Raw genomic sequence first — 19,588 nt, 5'->3', positions numbered from 1 at the left:
TGGGGTGCTGCGGGGGCGTGTGTTGCCGCCCCGGCAGCGCTCAGTATTCGAGCCGCTCCGGGCGGATTTCCTGGAGGATCGTGGTGGCGATTTCCTCGATGGACTTCGTGGTCGTCGAGAGCCAGCGGATGCCCTCGCGGCGCATCATCGCTTCGGCTTCGCTCACCTCCATGCGGCAGTTGTCCAGCTGCGCGTAACGCGAATTGGGACGTCGCTCGTTGCGGATCTCGCTCAGGCGTTCGGGCGCGATGGTCAGACCGAAGATCTTCTTGCGGTGCGGCGCCAGGGCCGGTGGCAGCTGGCGGCGATCAAAGTCTTCGGGAATGAGGGGGTAGTTCGAGGCCTTCAGTCCGTACTGCATGGCGAGGTACAGGGACGTGGGCGTCTTGCCGCTGCGGCTCACGCCGACCAGGATCACGTCCGAGCCCTGGAGGTCCTTGTGGCTTTGCCCGTCGTCGTGCGCCAGCGAGAAGTTGATGGCCTCGATCCGGTCGTTGTAGGCCTGGCTCTTGGACGCATCTGAGAATCGCCCGACGCGGTGGTTGGACTTGATGCCCAGCTCATGCTCCAGCGGGGCAATGAAGGTGCCAAACATGTCCAGCAGCACACCTTTGCACTGGGTGCGAAAGACGGAGAGCACATCCATGTCGACCACGGTGGTGAACACCAGAGGGCGGTTGCCCTCCAGGTCGGCTGTGTGGTTGATCTGCCGCACCGCCTGATGGGCTTTGTCCACGTTGTCCAGGAACGGCAGCCGGACGCGGCGCACGGTGGTCTCGAACTGGTTCAGGATGGCGTTGCCAAACGTCTCGGCGGTGATGCCGGTGCCGTCCGAGATGAAGAAAACCGTGCGATTGGGCATGGTGCCGCGTCCTTACAATGGAATTTTTTTCGACGGCGCCATTATCCTTGCGCCGGCGCGCCCGAATCTGCTTCCCTGCACGGTGTCAGACCCACAACAGCACAACAGGTCAACCCGCTGGTGCACGGACCCCCCGGTTTTTCAACCTTAGGAGCTTTCCCATGTCCCAGCTGTTTGGAGCGACCGATCTGGTCGTGCCGTTCGAAAAACTGCGAATGAGCGATGTCGAGTCCGTCGGCGGCAAGAACGCCAGCCTCGGCGAAATGATTTCGCAACTGCCCACCGGCGTGAAGGTGCCCACCGGCTTTGCCACCACGGCGCACGCCTTCCGCGAGTTCCTCAAACACGATGGCCTGACCGAGCGCATCAACGCGCGACTGGATGCGCTGGACACCGAAGACGTGCGCGCGCTGGCCACCGCCGGTGCGGAGATCCGCGCCATGGTCGAGAACCAGCCTTTTCCCGCCGACCTCGAGCAAGCCATCCGCGACGAGTTCGTGAAACTCAGCGCTGGCAATGCCAAGGCATCGTTTGCCGTGCGTTCATCCGCCACGGCCGAAGATTTGCCCGACGCTTCTTTCGCCGGCCAGCAGGAAACCTTCCTGAACGTGGTGGGCATCGACGAAGTGCTGCACAAGATGAAAGAGGTGTTTGCCAGCCTCTACAACGACCGCGCGATCAGCTACCGCGTGCACAAGGGCTTTGCCCACGCTGACGTGGCGCTCTCCGCAGGCGTGCAGCGCATGGTGCGCTCGGACACCGGTGCGGCCGGCGTGATGTTCACCATCGACACCGAGAGCGGTTTTGAAGACGTGGTCTTCATCACGTCCAGCTACGGCCTGGGCGAGACCGTGGTGCAGGGTGCCGTGAACCCGGACGAGTTCTATGTGCACAAGCCCATGCTCAAGGCCGGCAAGCGCGCGCTGATTCGCCGCAACCTGGGCTCCAAGCTGATCCAGATGGTGTTCAGCACACCCGAAGAGAAGGCCGACAGCGGCAAGCTGGTCAAGACGGTCGACGTGCCGGTGGAGCAGCGCAACCGCTACAGCCTGACCGACGCGGACGTGGAGCAACTCGCGAAGTACGCGCTCGTGATCGAAGCGCATTACGGCCGCCCGATGGACATCGAGTGGGGCAAGGACGGCACCGACGGCCAGATCTACATCCTGCAGGCGCGTCCCGAGACCGTGAAGAGCCAGAGCGCCGGCAAGACCGAGGTGCGCTACAAGCTCAAGGGCAAGGGCGCGGTGCTGGCCAGCGGCCGGGCCATTGGCCAGAAGGTGGGCACGGGCCCGGTGCGGCTGGTGCACAACATCAGCGAGATGGACAAGGTGCAGCCCGGCGACGTGCTCGTGACCGACATGACCGACCCCAACTGGGAACCGGTCATGAAGCGCGCCAGCGCCATCGTGACCAACCGGGGTGGCCGCACCTGCCACGCGGCCATCATCGCGCGCGAGTTGGGCATTCCCGCCGTGGTGGGCTGCGGTGACGCCACCGATCTGCTCAAGGACGGCACGCTGGTGACCGTGAGCTGCGCTGAAGGCGATACCGGCAACATCTACGACGGTTTGCTGGAAACCGAGATCACCGAAGTGCAGCGCGGCGAGATGCCCGCGCTGGACGTGAAGATCATGATGAACGTGGGCAACCCGCAGCTCGCCTTTGACTTCGCCCAGATCCCCAACGGGGGCGTGGGCCTGGCGCGGCTGGAGTTCATCATCAACAACAACATCGGCGTGCATCCCAAGGCCATCCTGGACTACCCGAACATCGACGCCGACCTGAAAAAGGCGGTGGAGTCGGTGGCGCGTGGTCACGCCTCACCGCGCGCTTTCTATGTGGACAAGGTGGCTGAAGGCGTGGCCACCATCGCAGCGGCCTTCTGGCCCAAGCCCGTGATCGTGCGTCTGTCCGATTTCAAGAGCAACGAGTACCGCAAGCTGGTGGGCGGCTCGCGCTACGAGCCCGAAGAAGAGAACCCGATGCTGGGCTTCCGTGGCGCCGCGCGCTACGTCAGTGAAGACTTCCGGGAAGCCTTCGCCATGGAGTGCGAGGCGCTCAAGCGCGTGCGCGAAGACATGGGCCTGACCAATGTGCAGGTCATGGTGCCCTTCGTGCGCACGCTGGCACAGGCCGAGCGCGTCACCGGACTGCTGGCCGAGAAGGGTTTGAAGCGCGGCGTAAACGACCTCAAGGTCATCATGATGTGCGAGATCCCCAGCAACGCCGTGCTGGCCAAGGACTTCCTCCAGTTCTTCGACGGCTTCTCGATCGGCTCCAACGACCTGACCCAGCTCACCCTGGGCCTGGACCGCGATTCCGGGCTGGAGCTGCTGGCGCACGACTTTGACGAGCGCGACCCTGCCGTCAAGGCCATGCTGACGATGGCCATCGGCGCCTGCAACGCCGCTGGAAAGTACGTGGGCATCTGCGGCCAGGGCCCCAGCGACCATCCCGACTTCGCCCAATGGCTGCGCGATGAGGGCATCAGCTCCATTTCGCTGAACCCGGACTCCGTCGTGGAAACCTGGAAGTTGTTGGCGGCCAAGGCCGCGTAGTCGACCGTCGACCGACGGAACACCATGGCGGCAGGGGCGACCCTGCCGCTTTTTTATTGCATCGACGCTGTGCAAGCGTCACAGCGCGGCGCTCTGGCGACCCGGGCAACCGCCTTGCGGGTTATCCCTCACAGGGTTTGACCTGCATCCGGGCGGACAGAGGCATCTTTGTAAGAAATCGGTAAGTTGAGACTTCAGAATGGGCCCAACTTCTGGTCTTGTCACATGTTGTTGCTCATCTCCACCGTGAAACTCATCGCCGAAATCGCCTTGCTGGCGCTCTTTGGGCAATGGGTGCTCGGGTTGCTGGCGGGACAGCGCAAGAGCGAAAACATCTTCTACAAAATTCTTCAGCAGGTGGGCTCGCCGTTTGTGAAGCTGGCCCGTTTTGTGACGCCCAAGCTCGTGCTCGAACGCCACCTCCCGCTGGTAGCGTTTCTGATTCTGGGTTTCGTGTGGGTCGGCGTGACGCTGGTGAAGGTCAACCATTGCTTGAAGATTGGAGTGGCGCTGTGTCAGTGATGTCGCAACTCGACAACCTCTTCGCCCGTTGGCAGGTGAGGGCGTTGCTGGTGTTTGGGCAACGCGAGCGCGCTTTGGTGCGCCTCGACGACATGCTGAATGTGAACCCCGCAGACGTGTACGCCTTGGCCACCCGGGCGCACGTGCTGGCGGAACTGGGCGACAAGGCGGGTGCCTTGCAGGCACTGCAGCGGCAGGTCGCAGCCCAGCCGGGGGCGGCACCCGGGTGGTTCAACCTCGGTTACCTCAGTGAAGAAATGGGTGAGCTCGATCAGGCCGAAGCCGCTTTTCGGCGTGCGCTGGACATCGATCCCAAGCTCGACCGTGCCTGGTATGGCCTGTCGCTGAGTCTCATTCGCCAGCGCCGCTTCGACGAAGCCATTGCCGCGCTGCGCAAGAACACAGAACTGCAACCCATGAGCCCCTACGGCTGGTATCAGCTGGCACGGGTTCATGTCGACCGGGAAGAGCCCGAAGAGGCCGCGAAGATCATTCGCCACCTCCGCGGATTCGAGCCCAAAGTGGCTGCACAGCTGGAGCGAGAGACCGGGCTGGTTCAACCCCAGGCCTGAGGTTTCCACGCTGTCGCTGTGCGACCGTAAAAGTGGTGGGCGTTGCCAAACGCTGACCGAAAAACGCGGACCGGTTGCAGGCTGCCTGGGGGACAAAGGCGGTGTTCGTGACGTGCCCGAGAGGGTCTTGTTGATGGAGGTCGATCGCATGCAACTGACTGACAAGCACCGTCGCTACTGGCGGAAAAACCTGAACATCACGGCCATATTGCTCGCAATCTGGTTCGTGGTGACGTTCGTCGTGAGCTACTTCGCCCGCGAGCTGAGCTTCAACTTTTTTGGTTGGCCGTTCAGCTTCTGGATGGGAGCCCAGGGCGCCTTGGTGGTGTACTGCGTGATCATTGGGTACTACGCCTGGTACATGAACAAACTCGACATCGAACACGGTGTTGAAGAGACCGAGGAGTAACACCATGGCAGGCATGTTCGAAACAGGCGCTGGCGGTACCGGCAGCAACAAGGCCTTCAAGCAGCAGCTCAACAAGGTGTACAAGTGGTACACCGGCGGCTTCTTCATTTTCGTGATCGCTCTGGCGATCCTTGAGCAGATGGGGCTGTCGCGCGAGTGGATCGGCTTCATCTTCCTGCTCGCCACCATCGGGCTCTACGCCGGCATCGGCATCATGAGTCGCACGACCGACGCGGCGGAGTACTACGTCGCAGGGCGTCGTGTACCGGCGGTCTACAACGGCATGGCCACGGGTGCGGACTGGATGTCGGCCGCCTCGTTCATCGGCATGGCCGGCACCCTCTACCTGACGGGCTACAGCGGCCTGGCCTTCATCATGGGCTGGACTGGTGGCTACTGTCTGGTGGCGCTGTTCCTGGCACCCTACCTGCGCAAGTTCGGTCAGTTCACCATTCCTGACTTCCTTGGCGAACGCTATGGCGGCAACCTGCCGCGTTTCATCGGCATCTTCGCCGCCATCCTGTGTTCGTTCACCTACGTTGTGGCGCAGATCTATGGCGTGGGCCTGATCACATCGCGCCTGACGGGTGTGGCTTTCGAGCTGGGGATTTTCCTGGGCCTCGGCGGCATTCTGGTGTGCTCATTCCTGGGCGGCATGCGCGCCGTCACCTGGACGCAGGTGGCGCAGTACATCATCCTGATCGTGGCTTACATGATCCCGGTGGTGTGGCTGTCGGTGAAACAGACCAGCGTGCCTGTGCCGCAAGCCATCTATGGCTTCCAGCTGGAGAAGGTCACAGCCAAGGAAAAACTGCTCGCCAACGACCCGAAGGAACTCGAGGTTCGTGAGGTCTTCAAGCAGCGTTCTGCCGCACTGGCCGAGAAGCTGAAGGACCCAGCCGCAGCGCTGACCGCCGACAAGGCGGCTGCCGAAGCCAAGCTGGCCCAGCTCCGCGCGTCCAATGCGCCGGCTGCCGAGATCACCGCCGCGGAAAAAGCTCTGGCGGCGTTGCCCAAGGACGCGGCAGCCGCCAAGACCGCATGGACGGCGGCCAAGGCCGGTGCCGACGCGAAGTCGCGGCCGCTCAACGGCATGCCGCCGCACGCGCAGCAGTTTGCTGGCGACCCCAAGGGCGATGCGAAAGCGGTGGAGGCGTATGACACGTCCCGCCGCAACTTCCTGGCGCTGATCTTCTGCCTGATGGTCGGTACCGCAGCCCTGCCTCACATTCTGATGCGCTACTACACGGTGCCCAGCGTGAGAGAGGCTCGCGAGTCGGTCACATGGTCGCTGTTCTTCATCTTCCTGCTGTACTTCACGGCGCCCGCACTGGCCGTGCTGGTGAAGTACGAGGTGTTCCATGTGCTCATTGGTACGCCGATTGAGCAGCTGCCCGCCTGGGTGGCGTCCTGGAACAAGGTGGATCCGTCGCTGATGGCGATCACCGACATCAACAAGGACGGCATTCTGCAACTCAACGAGATGACCATCGGCGGCGACATCATCGTGCTGGCCACGCCGGAAATTGGCGGTTTGCCCTACGTCATCTCAGGCCTGGTGGCTGCAGGTGGTCTGGCAGCTGCACTGTCCACGGCGGACGGCCTGCTGCTCACGATTGCCAACGCGCTGTCGCACGACCTGTACTACAAGATGATCGACCCGAACGCCTCCACGGCCCGCCGCGTGACCATTTCCAAGGTCCTGCTGCTGGTGGTGGCACTCGGCGCAGCGTATGTCGCGGCGCAGAAGCCGGCAGACATCCTGTTCCTCGTGTCGGCGGCGTTCTCGTTCGCAGCTGCTGCGTTTTTCCCGGCCTTGGTGCTGGGCATCTTCTGGAAGCGAGCCACCGGGTTGGCCGCCTCGCTGGGGATGGTGGCCGGACTGGGTATCACCTTCTACTATATGGTGACCACCCAGCCGTGGATGCGCGGACTGTTCGGCATCACGTCGCCTGTCGAACTCTGGTGGGGTATTCAGCCCATCTCGGCGGGCGTCTTTGGCGTGCCGGTCGGCTTTGCCGTGATCATTCTGGTGAGCCTGATCACGCCGGCGCCCAGCCGCAAGATCCAGGAACTGGTCGAGCACGTGCGCTATCCGAGCCTCAGGGCCTCCTGATCGCCTGCTCCTGAAACCCTTGCAACCAGGTGCTCACGCCCTGGTGGCGTGACAGACCCGGCCAGTTTTGCGACTGGCCGGGTTTTTTGCTAGAATCGCGGGCTTGCCTTGCTGCACCCCAACCGACGCTGGGGGTAGCTTTTTCATCCACAAGGAGAGTCCATGCGTCACTATGAAATCGTCTTGCTGATCCATCCGGATCAAAGCGAACAGGTTCCAGCCATGCTGGAGCGTTACAAGGGCATGATCACCGCCGGCGGCGGCAAGATCCACCGTGTTGAGGACTGGGGCCGTCGTCAGATGGCTTATCAGATCAACAAGCTGTCCAAGGCCCACTACCTGTGCGTCAACATCGAAGCCGATCAGGCCGTGATGGCCGAACTGGAGCATGCCTTCAAGTTCAACGACGCCGTGCTGCGCCACCTCACCGTGCTGCGCAAGAAGGCCGATACCGGTCCTTCGGCCATGATGAAGTCGGTTGAGCGCGAAGAAGCCCGCAAGCTTCAGCAGCCTTCTTCGACGCACCAGTCGCAGGAACAGGCCGCCGCGTAAGTCCGCGGCGCGGCATTGTCATCGGGTGAACGTTCTTCGATTGTCCGCCGTCGTGGTGCAGGTTCAGAGCCTGCGCTACACACCGGCAGGCATTCCGGCCATCAACATCGTGCTTGAGCACGAATCACAGGTCGTCGAAATGGACACACCCAGACAAGTGAAATTGCAGCTGAGGGCGGTTGCCTTTGGCGCACAAGCCGAGATCCTTTCCCGTCAGGGACTCGACTCAGCATGTGAGTTTCACGGTTTCATGACAAATGCGCGCAACGGCAAAGGCGTGGTGTTCCACATCCAAGATTTCAGCAAAACATAGGAAGGCCCATCATGGCTGCACCCAAACGTTTCAACAAAGACAAGCGCCCCAAGCGCAACACCCAGTCGCTGCTCTTCAAGCGCAAGCGCTTCTGCCGCTTCACCGTGGCCAACGTCGAAGAAGTCGACTACAAGGACGTGGACGTCCTGCGTGACTTCATCGCCGAGAACGGCAAGATCATTCCCGCGCGCCTGACCGGTACGCGTGCCTTCTACCAGCGCCAGGTCAACACCGCCATCAAGCGTGCCCGCTTCCTTGGCATGTTGCCTTACAGCGACCAGCATCGCGTCTGAAAGAGAGCCTGACATGCAAATCATCCTGCTCGACAAAGTTGTCAATCTCGGCGCCCTCGGCGATGTGGTCAAGGTCAAGGACGGCTACGCCCGTAACTTCCTGATCCCGACCGGCCGTGCCCGTCGCGCCACCCAGAACGCCATTGCCGAATTCGAAGCACGCCGCGCCGAACTCGAAAAAGTGGCTGCTGCCAAGCATGCAGAAGCCCAGGCCCTGGGTGAGAAGCTCGCTGCCGTGACGGTCAAGCTGTCTCAAAAGGCCGGTGTGGACGGCCGCCTCTTTGGCTCCGTGACCAACCACGACGTCTCTGAAGAACTCGTGAAGCAAGGCTTCGCGGTGTCCAAGTCACAAGTTCGCATGCCCAATGGGCCGCTGAAGAACGTTGGCGACTACACCGTCAGCGTGAACCTGCACACCGATGTGACGGTCGACGTCAACGTCACGGTGCTCGGCGAAACCGCCTGATCTCCGTCGCAGGCGCCTGAGCGCTTCGCGTGAAAGCCGCTGCCCGTCGGGCTGCGGCTTTTTTCATTGGAGATCCGTTTTCGCTCGCAGCAGAAATTCACGGGTTGCCAACGCGTTGTCCACAGGGTTGTCCCCTGACGCCTGACACCCCAGGGAGTACCATGCCTGCTCACTTTCCATGAACCCCATGTCCACAGCTTTCACGAGTTCCTTCTCCTCTTTCGATGCCGGTCTGGACGACATCGACGGTGGTACCGATCGTCAGATTGCCCAGCTGCGCGTGCCGCCTCATTCGATCGAGGCGGAGTCCAGCGTGCTGGGTGGGTTGCTGCTCGACAACGGTGCCTGGGACCGTGTGGCCGACCTGGTCAACGACTCCGATTTCTACCGCTACGAGCACCGCCTGGCGTACTCCGCCATTGCCACGCTGGTCAATGCCAGCAAACCCGCCGATGTGGTGACGGTGTTCGAGCACCTGCAGAACCTTGGCAAGGCGGAGGAAGCGGGGGGGTTGGCGTATCTCAACTCGTTGGCGCAGTATGTGCCGAGCGCTGCGAATATCCGGCGATATGCCGAGATCGTGCGGGAGCGAGCGATTCTGCGGAAGCTTGTCGCGGCCAGCGACGAAATCGCCACGGCGGCCTTCAACACGCAGGGCAAGTCGGTTGACAAGATCCTTGATGAGGCCGAGCAAAAGATCTTCCATATCGGGGAAGAGGGCTCGCGCATGAAGGAGGGGTTTCAGGGCATGGATACGCTGGTCGTTGAACTGCTCGACCGCGTTCAGGAAATGGCCGACAACCCCAACGACATCACGGGTGTGCCGACCGGCTTTGTCGATCTGGATCGCATGACCTCTGGTTTGCAGGCGGGTGATCTGGTCGTGCTTGCGGCACGCCCATCCATGGGCAAGACCGCATTTGCCATCAACATCGCCGAGCACGTGGCACTCAACGAGGGCCTGCCCGTTGCGGTGTTCTCAATGGAAATGGGCGCTTCACAGCTCGCGGTGCGTATCGTTGGATCGATCGGTCGCATCAACCAATCCCACCTGCGCAACGGCAAGCTGACCGACGACGAATGGCCGCGCTTGACAGAGGCCATCGAGAAGTTGCGCAATGTGTCGCTGCACATCGATGAGACGCCCGGCCTCAATCCCAGCGTGCTGCGCGCCAACGCGCGGCGCCTGGCCCGCCAGTGCGGCAAGCTGGGTCTGATCGTTGTCGACTATCTGCAGCTCATGAGCGGCAGCGGCAGTGATGGTGACAACCGTGCGTCCGAACTGGGTGAGATCTCGCGGGGCCTGAAGATGCTGGCCAAGGAGTTGCAATGCCCGGTGATTGCGCTTTCGCAGCTGAATCGAAGCGTGGAGACGCGCACCGACAAGCGACCCATGATGAGTGACTTGCGTGAATCGGGCGCCATCGAACAGGATGCGGACATCATCATGTTCATTTACCGCGACGAGTACTACACCAAGGACGCTTGCAAGGAGCCCGGTGTGGCAGAGATCATCATCGGCAAGCAGCGTAACGGGCCTACAGGCACGGTCAAGCTTGCGTTCCTGAACATGCTCACTCGATTTGAGAGTCTGGCGGGCGGCGGGGACTTCTGATCCGTTTGCGCCCCACCAAAAGAAAACCCGGCACTCGCCGGGTTTTCTTTTGGGCTTGCCGCTGCGTCCGCTCAGAGCACCTCGCTGGCAAAGTCCGCCAACCTTGACCGTTCTCCACGCGCCAGCGTGATGTGTCCTCCATGGGGCCAACCTTTGAACCGGTCCACCGCGAATGTCAGTCCCGATGAGCCTTCAGTGAGATAGGGCGTGTCGATTTGAGCCAGGTTGCCCATGCAGATGATCTTGGTGCCGGGGCCTGCACGTGTGATCAGCGTTTTCATTTGCTTGGGCGTCAGGTTCTGAGCCTCATCGATGATCACGTACTTGTTCATGAACGTGCGGCCACGCATGAAGTTCATGCTCTTGACCTTGATGCGACTTCGAATGAGTTCATTGGTGGCCGCACGGCCCCATTCGCCCGCGTTACCGCCATCGCCCTTGGCGAGGAACTCCAGGTTGTCGTCCAGTGCGCCCATCCAAGGGCCCATCTTTTCCTCTTCGGTACCAGGCAGGAAGCCAATGTCCTCGCCCACGCTCACCGTGGCGCGGGTCATGATGATTTCGGTGTAGCGGCGGTCATCGAGCACCTGAGTGAGGCCACTGGCGAGCGCCATCAGCGTCTTGCCTGTGCCTGCCGTGCCGGCCAGCGTCACGAAATCGATCTCGGGATCCATCAGCAGGTTGAGCGCGAAATTCTGTTCGCGGTTGCGGCTGGTCACCCCCCACACCGCGTTTTTCAGGTGCGTGTAGTCCTTGAGCGTCTTGAGCACGGCTGTCTTGTCGCGGATTTCGGTCACGCGTGCGTACAGCGACGGCTCGCCAGGCGCTTCGAAATAGACAAACTGGTTGATGTAGAACTGACCCACCGAAGGACCGCTGACACGATAGAACGTGTGGCTGCCGCTTTGCCAGCTCTCGATGGTCTTGCTCTGGCGCGTCCAGAAGTCCTGCGGCAGCGCCAGCGCTCCGGCGTACAGCAACTCGCCGTCGTCCAGCGTCTTGTCGTTCTGGTAATCCTCCGCAGCCAGGCCCAGCGCGCGCGCCTTCACCCGCATGTTGATGTCTTTGGACACCAGGATCACTTCACGCTGCGGATGGCGTTCGCGCAAGGCGTGCACCACGCCCAGAATCTGGTTGTCGGCCTTGCCTTGCGGCAGGCTCGAGGGCAGGGCGTTGTCGAGAGGTTCGGTCTGGAAGAACAAGAGACCGCGCGCCGACTGGTGCCCCGTGGCCGAGAGCTTCAGGCCCTTGGTCATGTCGCCACCCTGTTGCGCGACCAGTGCGTCAAGCGTACGGCTCGTCTGGCGGCCGTTGCGCGCCACCTCCGTCATGCCCTTCTTGTGGCCGTCGAGTTCTTCGAGCACGATCATCGGCAGGAAGATGTCGTGTTCCTCGAAGCGGAACAGGCTCATTGGATCGTGCAGCAGCACGTTGGTGTCCAGCACGAACAGGCGTGCGGGCCCGCCGTGGGTGGCCTTGCCACTGTGGCGTCGCCGGTTGCTGGTCACCGGGGACACCGCCGATGTGCGTTCGACGTTCGACGTGGCCGTCGACTGCCGACGCGCCTGCAGGTTTTGTTCCGGGCTGTCGACAGAAGCTGGCGGCGCATGAGACACCGCAGGGCGGTCGTTCGTGGGCTGCGTTGGCGATTTTCGCTTCCTGCCGGTGCCACGCGCTGGAGGAGCGACGTCCGCGGTGATCGGTGGTGTCGTCGGTACCGAAGGTTCGCGCTGCGGTGTGGTGTCCGCAGGCTCGTCAGCAGCACGGAGAGAATAGGCGTCGGGGGCTAGCAGGGCGGCTCGTTTAGAGGGGGCTGGAGGCAGTGGCATGGGGGAATCGTGGTTCAGCGAGGGGCCGGAAAACAAAAAGCCGCCGGGAAGACCGGGCGGCTTTGTGGGCTGCGAAACTTGTCGAAAGAGGGTGGGGCTGGAAAGCTTCCCGTTGTCATGAATTCATTATGCACGAGTCGGATGACCCGGGAATTCTGCAATGGCGCACCGCCACACCCCGTCGTGTTCGCGCGATTTCAGGCGGCCTTCTTGAGAGCCTTGACCGCCTTGAGCACGTCTTCCACGTGACCGGGGACTTTGAGTCCGCGCCATTCCTGCTTGAGCACACCGTCGGGGCCGATCAGGAAAGTGCTGCGCTCAATGCCCTTGACCTTCTTGCCGTACATGATCTTGTTCTTCACCACACCGAACATGTGGCACATCTTTTCTTCGGTGTCTGCAATCAGCTCAAAGGGCAGCTCGAGTTTGGTCTTGAAATCATCGTGTGATTTCATGTTGTCTCGCGACACGCCGAACACCTGTGCGCCGGCTTTCACGAAATCCTTGTACTTGTCCCGGAACTGCATGGCTTCTGTGGTGCAGCCAGGGGTGTTGTCCTTGGGGTAAAAATACAGCACGATGGTCTGACCCAAGTGCGTCTGGTTGCTGACCTTCACGCCGCCGGTGGCCTGCGATTCGAATTCGGGAATGGGTTTGTTGACAACGACTGCCATACTGCGTGGACCCCTGACGTAAGTTGGTGGTGATGCGTTGGCTTCCCGGCTGCTTCGCGGTGTGCCAGGCAAGTTGATTGCGAGGTGGGCGCGGCAGGAACCAATCCGGTATTTTACCCTGATTGGCGTGCTTCGTCACGATCAGGTCCGGTCTTGCCGGAGGAAGGGCAGGATCGTGTCAGGACTCGATCAGCAGCGCCGCAATGACCCGGCGACCCTCGCTGACCAAAATGTTGTAGGTGCGGCAGGCGGCTGCCGTGTCCATGCTTTCGACGCCAATCCGCCGACCCATCAGGTCCTTCAGCAAACTGGGCGGGACAAAACGCAGCCGCGCGCCGCTGCCAAAAACGACCAGCTCGGGGGGCTCTGGCATGAGGCTGGCGAGACGATCAAAGTGGTCGGCCTGCAGCTCCTCAAAGCGCGAGCAGCCCCATGGAATCAACTGGCCATCCGAGGTCAGCAGCAGGCTGCCTTCATGCCGTTGACCGTTCACGGCGATCCAGCCCTCGCCGTAGGAGGTGATGGTGTGTGTGTCCGGCTTGTCGGCGTGCAGTTTCATGAGGAGGCAGATGCCCGGTCGTGCGTGGGAACTGTGGTCAAATTGCAGGTTTTCCCTGTTGGCGAGGCCGAATATTACCCTCCGGTTCTCCGTGGTGGGGCCTTGCCGGACTTGACCGCCGTGTGCGGGAGACACCTTGAAAACCATCCAGAAATCCGCCAAGTTGGCCAATGTGCTGTATGACGTGCGCGGTCCGATCGTGGACGCGGCCAAGCAGATGGAAGACGAAGGTCAGAAGATCATTCGACTGAACATCGGCAACCTGGCGCCGTTTGGTTTTGACGCACCAGAAGAAATTCAGCAGGACATGATCCGCAACCTGCCGAACTCAGCAGGTTACTCGGACAGCAAGGGCATCTTCGGCGCACGCAAGGCGGTGATGCACTACACGCAGCAACAAGGTGTGGTGGGTGTGACGCTGGAAGACATCTACCTGGGTAACGGGGCCAGCGAACTCATCGTCATGGCCGCCAATGCCTTGCTCGACAACGGCGATGAGCTGCTGGTGCCCTCGCCCGACTACCCCTTGTGGACGGCTGCCACCAGCCTGTCGGGTGGTACGCCGGTGCACTACCGCTGCGATGAGACCAATGGTTGGCAACCCGATCTGGCGGACATGCGCGCCAGGATCACGCCTCGCACCAAGGGCATTGTGGTGATCAACCCCAACAACCCGACTGGCGTGCTGTACAGCGATGAGTTGCTCAAAGGCATCGTCGAACTCGCTCGCGAGTTCGGGCTGGTGTTGCTGGCGGACGAGGTGTATGACAAGGTGCTGTACGACGGTGTGCAGCACACCGCGATGGCAAGCCTGTCCACCGACGTGCTCACGCTTACCTTCAACTCGTTGTCAAAGGCGTACCGTTCGTGCGGGTACCGGGCCGGCTGGATGATCGTGTCGGGCCCGAAGCATGTGGCCAAGGACTTCATCGAAGGCCTGAACATGCTCGCCAATCTCAAGCTGGGCTCGAATGTCCCGGGGCAGTGGGCGATCCAGACGGCGCTGGGTGGCTATCAGAGCATCAACGACCTCGTGAAGGAAGGCGGGCGCCTGCGCCGCCAGCGTGATCTGGCCTATGAGCTGATCACGGCCATTCCGGGCGTGACCTGCGTGAAGCCGCAGGCTGCGCTCTACATGTTTCCCAAACTCGATCCCGTCGTGTATCCGATTGCGGATGACCGTCAATTCTTCATGGAAGTGCTGCGCGAGACGCGCGTCATGCTGGTACAGGGATCGGGTTTCAACTATCCCGACCACCAGCATTTCCGCATTGTGTTTCTGCCGCATGAAGACGACTTGCGCGAGGCCATCGAGCGCATTGCGAGATTCCTTGAGAGCCGCCGAAAACGGCACGCCGTCTGAAATTCCTGTTTTCCAAGATCACCGATATGAAACCGATCCAAGTTGGCCTTCTGGGCATAGGTACCGTGGGCAGTGGCACGTTCAACGTGCTCAAGCGCAATCAGGAAGAGATCCGCAGGCGGGCTGGCCGTGGCATTGAAATCACCATGGTGGCGGATCTGGACACCGCGCGTGCGCAGTCCATCGTGGGGTCGGGCGTGACGGTGGTGAACGATGCGCGTGCGGTGATTGCCAACCCCGAGATCGACATCGTGATCGAACTCATTGGCGGCTATGGCATTGCCAAGGCGTTGGTGCTGGAAGCCATTGCGGCCGGCAAGCATGTGGTGACCGCCAACAAGGCCCTGCTGGCGGTTCATGGCACGGAGATCTTTGCAGCGGCCTCCGCCAAAGGAGTGATGGTGGCGTTCGAGGCGGCTGTGGCCGGCGGCATCCCCATCATCAAGGCGCTGCGCGAGGGCTTGACCGCCAACAGCATTCAATGGATTGCCGGCATCATCAACGGCACGACGAACTTCATCCTGTCCGAGATGCGCGACAAGGGGCTGGACTTCGATGTGGTGCTCAAGGAAGCGCAGCGCCTGGGCTATGCCGAGGCCGATCCGACCTTCGACATTGAAGGCGTGGATGCCGCTCACAAGGTCACGCTCATGAGCGCGATCGCGTTCGGCATTCCCGTGCAGTTCGAAAAGGCGTATGTCGAAGGCATCACCCAGCTGGGTGCAACCGATATCAAGTACGCCGAGCAGCTCGGCTACCGCATCAAGTTGCTGGGCATCACCAAACGCACGGCCAAGGGGATCGAGTTGCGTGTGCACCCGAGCCTGGTGCCGGCCAAGCGTTTGATTGCCAATGTGGAAGGCGCGATGAATGCGGTAGTGGTGCAGGGCGATGCGGTGGGCGCGACGCTCTACTACGGCAAGGGCGCCGGCAGTGAGCCCACCGCCAGCGCGGTGATCGCCGATCTCGTGGACATCACCCGCCTGCATACGGCCGACCCGCACCAGCGCGTGCCCCATCTGGCGTTCCAGCCGGACGCCATGAGCGATCTGCTGGTGCTGCCCATGAGCGAGGTCGTGACGAGCTACTACCTTCGCTTGCGCGTGGCCGACGAAGCGGGTGTGCTGGCCCAGGTGACGGGCCTGCTGGCGGGCGCGGGCATCAGCATCGACGCGGTGCTGCAGCGCGAAGCGGATGAGGTGAGCGGCGAAGGCGGCACGTCCACCGACCTGATCATCCTCACGCACGACACGCGTGAGGGCACGATGACCGACGCCCTGTCGCAGTTGCAGAAGCTGCCGACGGTGCTTGCGCCGATCGTGCGCATCCGCAAGGAAGAGCTGAACTGATGCGCTACATCTCGACCCGCGGTCACGCAGACCGCAAGCGCTTCTGCGAAATCCTTCTGGAAGGGCTCGCGCCCGACGGTGGCCTGTACCTGCCGGAGCGGTACCCCGCGGTCGATGCGTCCACGCTGCAGCGCTTGCGCGAGGCGTTCGATGGCGGTCGCGCGGGTGGTTATGCGTCGCTGGCGTTCGAGGTGCTCTCGCTTTACATCGACGACATTCCCGCCGCCGACCTGCGCGCGCTGTGTGAGAAGACATACACCGAAGCGGTGTTCGGCACGCCGCAGATCGTGCCGTTGAAGACGCTGGAGGCGCCTTCAGCGCAGGGTCCGCAAGCGGGTTTTTACCTTGAGGCGCTGTCCAATGGCCCCACGCTGGCCTTCAAGGACATGGCGATGCAGCTGTTGGGCAACCTCTTCGAGTACGAACTGGCGCGACGCGGCGAAGAGCTCAACATCCTGGGGGCGACTTCCGGCGACACCGGCAGCGCAGCGGAATACGCCATGCGTGGCAAGAAGGGGGTCCGTGTTTTCATGCTCAGCCCCCACGGCCGCATGAGCCCTTTCCAGCAGGCGCAGATGTTCAGCCTGATGGACGAGAACATCCACAACATCGCGGTTGAAGGGGTGTTCGACGACTGCCAGGACATCGTCAAGGCGGTCAGCAACGACCTCGAATTCAAACGTGCTCACAAGATCGGGACCGTCAACTCGATCAACTGGGCGCGGCTGTTGGCGCAGGTGGTGTACTACTTCGCGGGCTACTTTCAGGCCACGCAACAGAACACGCAGCAGGTGTCCTTCACGGTGCCCAGCGGCAACTTTGGCAACGTGTGCGCTGGACATGTCGCGCGCCAGATGGGCTTGCCCATCCGCACGCTGGTGGTCGCCACCAACGAGAACGACGTGCTGGACGAGTTCTTCCGCACCGGCGTGTACCGCGTGCGCGGCAGCGCAGACACCCATGAGACGTCCAGTCCGTCGATGGATATCTCCAAGGCCAGCAACTTCGAGCGTTTTGTGTTCGACCTGCTGGAGCGCGACGGTGAGCGCGTGAAGCGCCTGTTTGGGCCCGCCCTCGCGGCCGAAGGGCGGTTCGACTTGAGCGCTGACCCGGCGTTTGCCCAAGCGGCATCGCGCTATGGATTTCGAAGCGGCAAGAGCACACACGCCAACCGCCTCGACACCATCCGCAGCGTGTACCAGCGCTATCGGCTGATGATCGACACCCACACGGCCGACGGCGTGAAGGTGGCGCTCGAACACCGCGAGGACGCAACCCCCATGGTCGTGCTGGAAACCGCGCTGCCCATCAAGTTTGCCGAAACCATTGTGGAGGCGTTGGGGCAGCAGCCCGACCGTCCGGTGCAGTTCATCGGCATCGAAGACCTGCCCAAACGCGTGAAGGTGATGCCTGCCAGCACGCCGGCCGTGCAGGCTTTCATCGTCGACCACTGCACGACCGGCGCATGAAGGTCGTCGGATTCGCAGGCTACTCCGGATCCGGCAAGACCACGCTGGTCGAACAACTGATCCCTGCGCTTCAGCTGCGTGGACAGCGCGTCTCGGTGGTCAAGCACGCCCACCACAATTTCGACATTGACCACCCCGGCAAGGACACCTGGCGCCACCGCGAAGCCGGTGCGTTCGAGGTGTTGGCTGCCTCGCCGCGGCGGCTGGTGATCATGCGCGAGCTGCAGGAGCGCGTGACGCATTCCGTGCACAGCCTCATCGCCGAGTTGCACCCGTCTGTGGACTGGGTGCTGGTGGAAGGTTTCAAGGATAGCGATCTCTTCAAGGTGGAGGTGTGGCGCGAGGCCAGCGGCAAACCGGTGCGCTACCCGGCCGACGCCCACATCCTTGCCGTGGCCACCGACAGCCCGCAGGCCTTGCCCGAACCCACCCCACGCCCGGTGCTGGATTTGAACCGCCCGGATGATGTGGCGCTCTGGTTGCTCGACAATGCAGACCGCTTCGCCTACCGGGCCGACCCGGCCTCCCTCCCGCCATGAATGCACCCAAACCCGCTGCCGCGCGTGCCCCGTTGATGTCACTGGTCGATGCCATGCACGACCTGTTGAATCGCGTGCAGGCGTTGAGCGCCACGGAGACCGTGGCCACGTTCGATGCCGACCGGCGCGTGCTGGCGCAAGACCTGACCTCGGCCCTGCAGGTGCCGCCCAATGACAACTCGTCCATGGACGGCTACGCACTGCGCGTGGCCGACGTGACCGAGGCGGGCACCGTGCTGCGCGTGAGCCAGCGCATCGCCGCCGGCCATGCCGGCCATGCGCTGGAACCCGGTACCTGCGCGCGCATCTTCACGGGTGCGCCCATGCCGGCGGGTGCCGATGCCGTGGTGATGCAGGAAGACACGGTGGAGGTCGGTGGCGACATCCACGCCGTGCACATCCAGGCCGTGCCCGAGGTCGGCCAGTGGGTGCGGCGCGCGGGCGAAGACGTCACGCGCGGCGCGGTGGTGCTGGCGCGGGGCGAGCGACTGTCGCCCGCGAGCCTGGGCCTGGCGGCGAGCCTTGGCCTGTCCCATCTCAGCGTGCTGGCGCGCCCGCGCGTGGCGCTTTTTTCCACTGGCGACGAACTGGTGATGCCCGGCGACGTACCGCCCGAGGCCATGAAGCCAGGCGCCATCTACAACTCGAACCGGTTCTTTCTGCGCGCCTTGTTGCAACGCATGGGCTGCGAGGTGAGCGACCTGGGCATCGTGCCCGACCGGCGCGAGGCGACGCTCGCTGCCCTGAAGACCGCCGCCGACCACCACGACCTGATCCTCACCAGCGGCGGCGTGTCGGTGGGTGAAGAAGACCACATCAAGCCCTCCGTGCAGGCGCTGGGCAGCCTCGATCTCTGGCAGATCGGCATGAAACCGGGCAAACCGTTCGCCTATGGCACCGTGCGCCGCGACACACCCGGGGCAGCGTGCCACTTCATTGGCCTGCCGGGCAATCCCGTGTCGAGCTTCGTCACGTTCTTGCTGCTGGTGCGGCCCTTCCTGCTGAAGTTGCAGGGCGTGCCGGCGAGCCGCCTGCAGGCCCTGCCGCCTGCCACCTCGCTGCCCGCGCACTTCACCGTGGCGCGGGCCGACAAGCGCCGCGAGTTCCTGCGCGTTCGCCGCAACGCGGCCGGCGGGCTCGACCTGTTCCCCAACCAGAGCTCGGGCGTGCTCACTTCCGCCGTCTGGGGCGACGGGCTGGTCGACAACCCGGCCGGCACCACCATCGCCCAGGGCGACCTCGTCTCCTACATATCGTTTGCGGACCTCCTCGCATGAAAGTTCACCTGCGCTATTTCGCCTCCATCCGCGAGGCCCTGGGCACCGGCAGCGAGTCGATGGATACCCAGGCGGCCACGCTCGCAGCCCTGCGCGCCGAGCTGGCAGCGCGCGGTGGGGCGTATGCGCAAGCGCTGGCCCCGGGCCGCGCGGTGCGCGTGGCACTCAACCAGACCATGAGCGACGAGACGGCGGCGTTGAGCGAGGGCGCCGAAGTCGGTTTCTTCCCACCGGTCACGGGAGGCTGA

Annotated in this window: 20 protein-coding genes; 16 read left to right on the top strand and 4 right to left on the bottom strand. The window is 62.7% G+C overall.

Annotated elements, in window-relative coordinates; genetic code table 11:
• Positions 1–40 precede the first annotated feature (40 nt).
• Positions 41–862, bottom strand: a complete 822-nt coding sequence (locus KXJ60_RS21445; protein WP_291132411.1) for a pyruvate, water dikinase regulatory protein — start codon at positions 860–862, stop codon at positions 41–43.
• A gap of 161 nt (positions 863–1,023) precedes the next feature.
• Between KXJ60_RS21445 and ppsA the strand changes: the two genes are divergently transcribed.
• The 10 genes from ppsA (at position 1,024) to dnaB (ending at position 10,281) form a co-directional block, all read left to right on the top strand.
• On the top strand, positions 1,024–3,423 hold the full coding sequence (gene ppsA, locus KXJ60_RS21440) for a phosphoenolpyruvate synthase (RefSeq protein WP_291132409.1): 2,400 nt from the start codon (positions 1,024–1,026) through the stop codon (positions 3,421–3,423).
• 225 nt (positions 3,424–3,648) lie between these two features.
• Complete coding sequence (locus tag KXJ60_RS21435; RefSeq protein ID WP_291132407.1) at positions 3,649–3,945, top strand: hypothetical protein; 297 nt, start codon at positions 3,649–3,651, stop codon at positions 3,943–3,945.
• The gene (locus tag KXJ60_RS21430; protein ID WP_291132405.1) at positions 3,945–4,517 is read left to right on the top strand and encodes a tetratricopeptide repeat protein; all 573 of its coding nucleotides are present in this window, start codon (positions 3,945–3,947) and stop codon (positions 4,515–4,517) included. Before KXJ60_RS21435 ends, KXJ60_RS21430 begins: the two co-directional genes overlap by 1 nt.
• A 148-nt stretch (positions 4,518–4,665) precedes the next feature.
• A complete protein-coding gene (locus tag KXJ60_RS21425) occupies positions 4,666–4,926 on the top strand; it encodes a DUF4212 domain-containing protein (RefSeq protein WP_291132403.1) in 261 nt (86 codons plus the stop codon).
• Positions 4,927–4,930: 4 nt separating this feature from the next.
• Complete coding sequence (locus tag KXJ60_RS21420) at positions 4,931–7,042, top strand: sodium:solute symporter family protein (protein WP_291132400.1); 2,112 nt, start codon at positions 4,931–4,933, stop codon at positions 7,040–7,042.
• A gap of 162 nt (positions 7,043–7,204) precedes the next feature.
• Positions 7,205–7,594 carry a 30S ribosomal protein S6 gene (gene rpsF, locus KXJ60_RS21415; RefSeq protein ID WP_291132397.1) on the top strand — a complete coding sequence of 130 codons (390 nt, stop codon included), beginning with the start codon at positions 7,205–7,207 and terminating at the stop codon, positions 7,592–7,594.
• 40 nt (positions 7,595–7,634) lie between these two features.
• Positions 7,635–7,907 carry a primosomal replication protein N gene (gene priB / locus KXJ60_RS21410; protein ID WP_291132394.1) on the top strand — a complete coding sequence of 91 codons (273 nt, stop codon included), beginning with the start codon at positions 7,635–7,637 and terminating at the stop codon, positions 7,905–7,907.
• 11 nt (positions 7,908–7,918) lie between these two features.
• Positions 7,919–8,200 carry a 30S ribosomal protein S18 gene (gene rpsR, locus KXJ60_RS21405; RefSeq protein WP_086119488.1) on the top strand — a complete coding sequence of 94 codons (282 nt, stop codon included), beginning with the start codon at positions 7,919–7,921 and terminating at the stop codon, positions 8,198–8,200.
• Positions 8,201–8,213: 13 nt separating this feature from the next.
• Positions 8,214–8,666: a 50S ribosomal protein L9 gene (rplI, locus tag KXJ60_RS21400; RefSeq protein WP_291132388.1), complete on the top strand. Its 453-nt coding sequence runs from the start codon at positions 8,214–8,216 to the stop codon at positions 8,664–8,666.
• Between the two features lie 187 nt (positions 8,667–8,853).
• Positions 8,854–10,281 carry a replicative DNA helicase gene (dnaB, locus tag KXJ60_RS21395; protein WP_291132457.1) on the top strand — a complete coding sequence of 476 codons (1,428 nt, stop codon included), beginning with the start codon at positions 8,854–8,856 and terminating at the stop codon, positions 10,279–10,281.
• A gap of 71 nt (positions 10,282–10,352) precedes the next feature.
• Here the strand turns inward: dnaB and KXJ60_RS21390 are convergent, their stop codons facing one another.
• The 3 genes from KXJ60_RS21390 to KXJ60_RS21380 all read right to left on the bottom strand — a co-directional run bounded on the left by KXJ60_RS21390 (position 10,353) and on the right by KXJ60_RS21380 (position 13,343).
• A complete protein-coding gene (locus KXJ60_RS21390; RefSeq protein WP_291132385.1) occupies positions 10,353–12,110 on the bottom strand; it encodes a PhoH family protein in 1,758 nt (585 codons plus the stop codon).
• Between the two features lie 197 nt (positions 12,111–12,307).
• On the bottom strand, positions 12,308–12,784 hold the full coding sequence (locus KXJ60_RS21385; protein WP_291132382.1) for a peroxiredoxin: 477 nt from the start codon (positions 12,782–12,784) through the stop codon (positions 12,308–12,310).
• Between the two features lie 178 nt (positions 12,785–12,962).
• Positions 12,963–13,343 (bottom strand): Mth938-like domain-containing protein, encoded by a 381-nt coding sequence (locus tag KXJ60_RS21380; RefSeq protein WP_291132379.1) that lies wholly within the window; start codon positions 13,341–13,343, stop codon positions 12,963–12,965.
• 136 nt (positions 13,344–13,479) lie between these two features.
• Between KXJ60_RS21380 and KXJ60_RS21375 the strand changes: the two genes are divergently transcribed.
• From KXJ60_RS21375 to moaD, 6 genes are read left to right on the top strand one after another with little or no spacing between them, the layout of a single operon-like run.
• The gene (locus tag KXJ60_RS21375; RefSeq protein ID WP_291132376.1) at positions 13,480–14,706 is read left to right on the top strand and encodes a pyridoxal phosphate-dependent aminotransferase; all 1,227 of its coding nucleotides are present in this window, start codon (positions 13,480–13,482) and stop codon (positions 14,704–14,706) included.
• 26 nt (positions 14,707–14,732) lie between these two features.
• Positions 14,733–16,055 carry a homoserine dehydrogenase gene (locus tag KXJ60_RS21370; RefSeq protein ID WP_291132373.1) on the top strand — a complete coding sequence of 441 codons (1,323 nt, stop codon included), beginning with the start codon at positions 14,733–14,735 and terminating at the stop codon, positions 16,053–16,055.
• Positions 16,055–17,524, top strand: a complete 1,470-nt coding sequence (gene thrC, locus KXJ60_RS21365) for a threonine synthase (protein ID WP_291132370.1) — start codon at positions 16,055–16,057, stop codon at positions 17,522–17,524. The genes KXJ60_RS21370 and thrC overlap by 1 nt, the downstream gene beginning before the upstream one ends.
• Positions 17,521–18,063 (top strand): molybdopterin-guanine dinucleotide biosynthesis protein B, encoded by a 543-nt coding sequence (gene mobB, locus KXJ60_RS21360; protein ID WP_291132367.1) that lies wholly within the window; start codon positions 17,521–17,523, stop codon positions 18,061–18,063. Before thrC ends, mobB begins: the two co-directional genes overlap by 4 nt.
• Entirely contained in the window at positions 18,060–19,340 is a 1,281-nt protein-coding gene (gene glp, locus KXJ60_RS21355; RefSeq protein ID WP_291132364.1) for a gephyrin-like molybdotransferase Glp, read from the top strand. The genes mobB and glp overlap by 4 nt, the downstream gene beginning before the upstream one ends.
• The gene (moaD, locus tag KXJ60_RS21350; protein WP_291132363.1) at positions 19,337–19,588 is read left to right on the top strand and encodes a molybdopterin converting factor subunit 1; all 252 of its coding nucleotides are present in this window, start codon (positions 19,337–19,339) and stop codon (positions 19,586–19,588) included. Before glp ends, moaD begins: the two co-directional genes overlap by 4 nt.

It is taken from the genome of Hydrogenophaga sp., from assembly GCF_019264445.1.
Lineage (GTDB): Bacteria > Pseudomonadota > Gammaproteobacteria > Burkholderiales > Burkholderiaceae_C > Hydrogenophaga.
This window is presented reverse-complemented; position numbering and strand designations above follow the sequence as displayed.

Coding starts and splice junctions, on each gene's coding strand:
- ppsA (WP_291132409.1), top strand. CDS start 1,024: ATGTCCCAGCTGTTTGGAGCGACCGATCTGGTCGTGCCGTTCGAAAAA.
- moaD (WP_291132363.1), top strand. CDS start 19,337: ATGAAAGTTCACCTGCGCTATTTCGCCTCCATCCGCGAGGCCCTGGGC.
- KXJ60_RS21445 (WP_291132411.1), bottom strand. CDS start 862: ATGCCCAATCGCACGGTTTTCTTCATCTCGGACGGCACCGGCATCACC.
- KXJ60_RS21425 (WP_291132403.1), top strand. CDS start 4,666: ATGCAACTGACTGACAAGCACCGTCGCTACTGGCGGAAAAACCTGAAC.
- KXJ60_RS21385 (WP_291132382.1), bottom strand. CDS start 12,784: ATGGCAGTCGTTGTCAACAAACCCATTCCCGAATTCGAATCGCAGGCC.
- KXJ60_RS21420 (WP_291132400.1), top strand. CDS start 4,931: ATGGCAGGCATGTTCGAAACAGGCGCTGGCGGTACCGGCAGCAACAAG.
- dnaB (WP_291132457.1), top strand. CDS start 8,854: ATGTCCACAGCTTTCACGAGTTCCTTCTCCTCTTTCGATGCCGGTCTG.
- thrC (WP_291132370.1), top strand. CDS start 16,055: ATGCGCTACATCTCGACCCGCGGTCACGCAGACCGCAAGCGCTTCTGC.
- KXJ60_RS21430 (WP_291132405.1), top strand. CDS start 3,945: ATGTCGCAACTCGACAACCTCTTCGCCCGTTGGCAGGTGAGGGCGTTG.
- rpsR (WP_086119488.1), top strand. CDS start 7,919: ATGGCTGCACCCAAACGTTTCAACAAAGACAAGCGCCCCAAGCGCAAC.
- KXJ60_RS21380 (WP_291132379.1), bottom strand. CDS start 13,343: ATGAAACTGCACGCCGACAAGCCGGACACACACACCATCACCTCCTAC.
- KXJ60_RS21370 (WP_291132373.1), top strand. CDS start 14,733: ATGAAACCGATCCAAGTTGGCCTTCTGGGCATAGGTACCGTGGGCAGT.
- glp (WP_291132364.1), top strand. CDS start 18,060: ATGAATGCACCCAAACCCGCTGCCGCGCGTGCCCCGTTGATGTCACTG.
- rplI (WP_291132388.1), top strand. CDS start 8,214: ATGCAAATCATCCTGCTCGACAAAGTTGTCAATCTCGGCGCCCTCGGC.
- KXJ60_RS21390 (WP_291132385.1), bottom strand. CDS start 12,110: ATGCCACTGCCTCCAGCCCCCTCTAAACGAGCCGCCCTGCTAGCCCCC.
- mobB (WP_291132367.1), top strand. CDS start 17,521: ATGAAGGTCGTCGGATTCGCAGGCTACTCCGGATCCGGCAAGACCACG.
- rpsF (WP_291132397.1), top strand. CDS start 7,205: ATGCGTCACTATGAAATCGTCTTGCTGATCCATCCGGATCAAAGCGAA.
- KXJ60_RS21435 (WP_291132407.1), top strand. CDS start 3,649: ATGTTGTTGCTCATCTCCACCGTGAAACTCATCGCCGAAATCGCCTTG.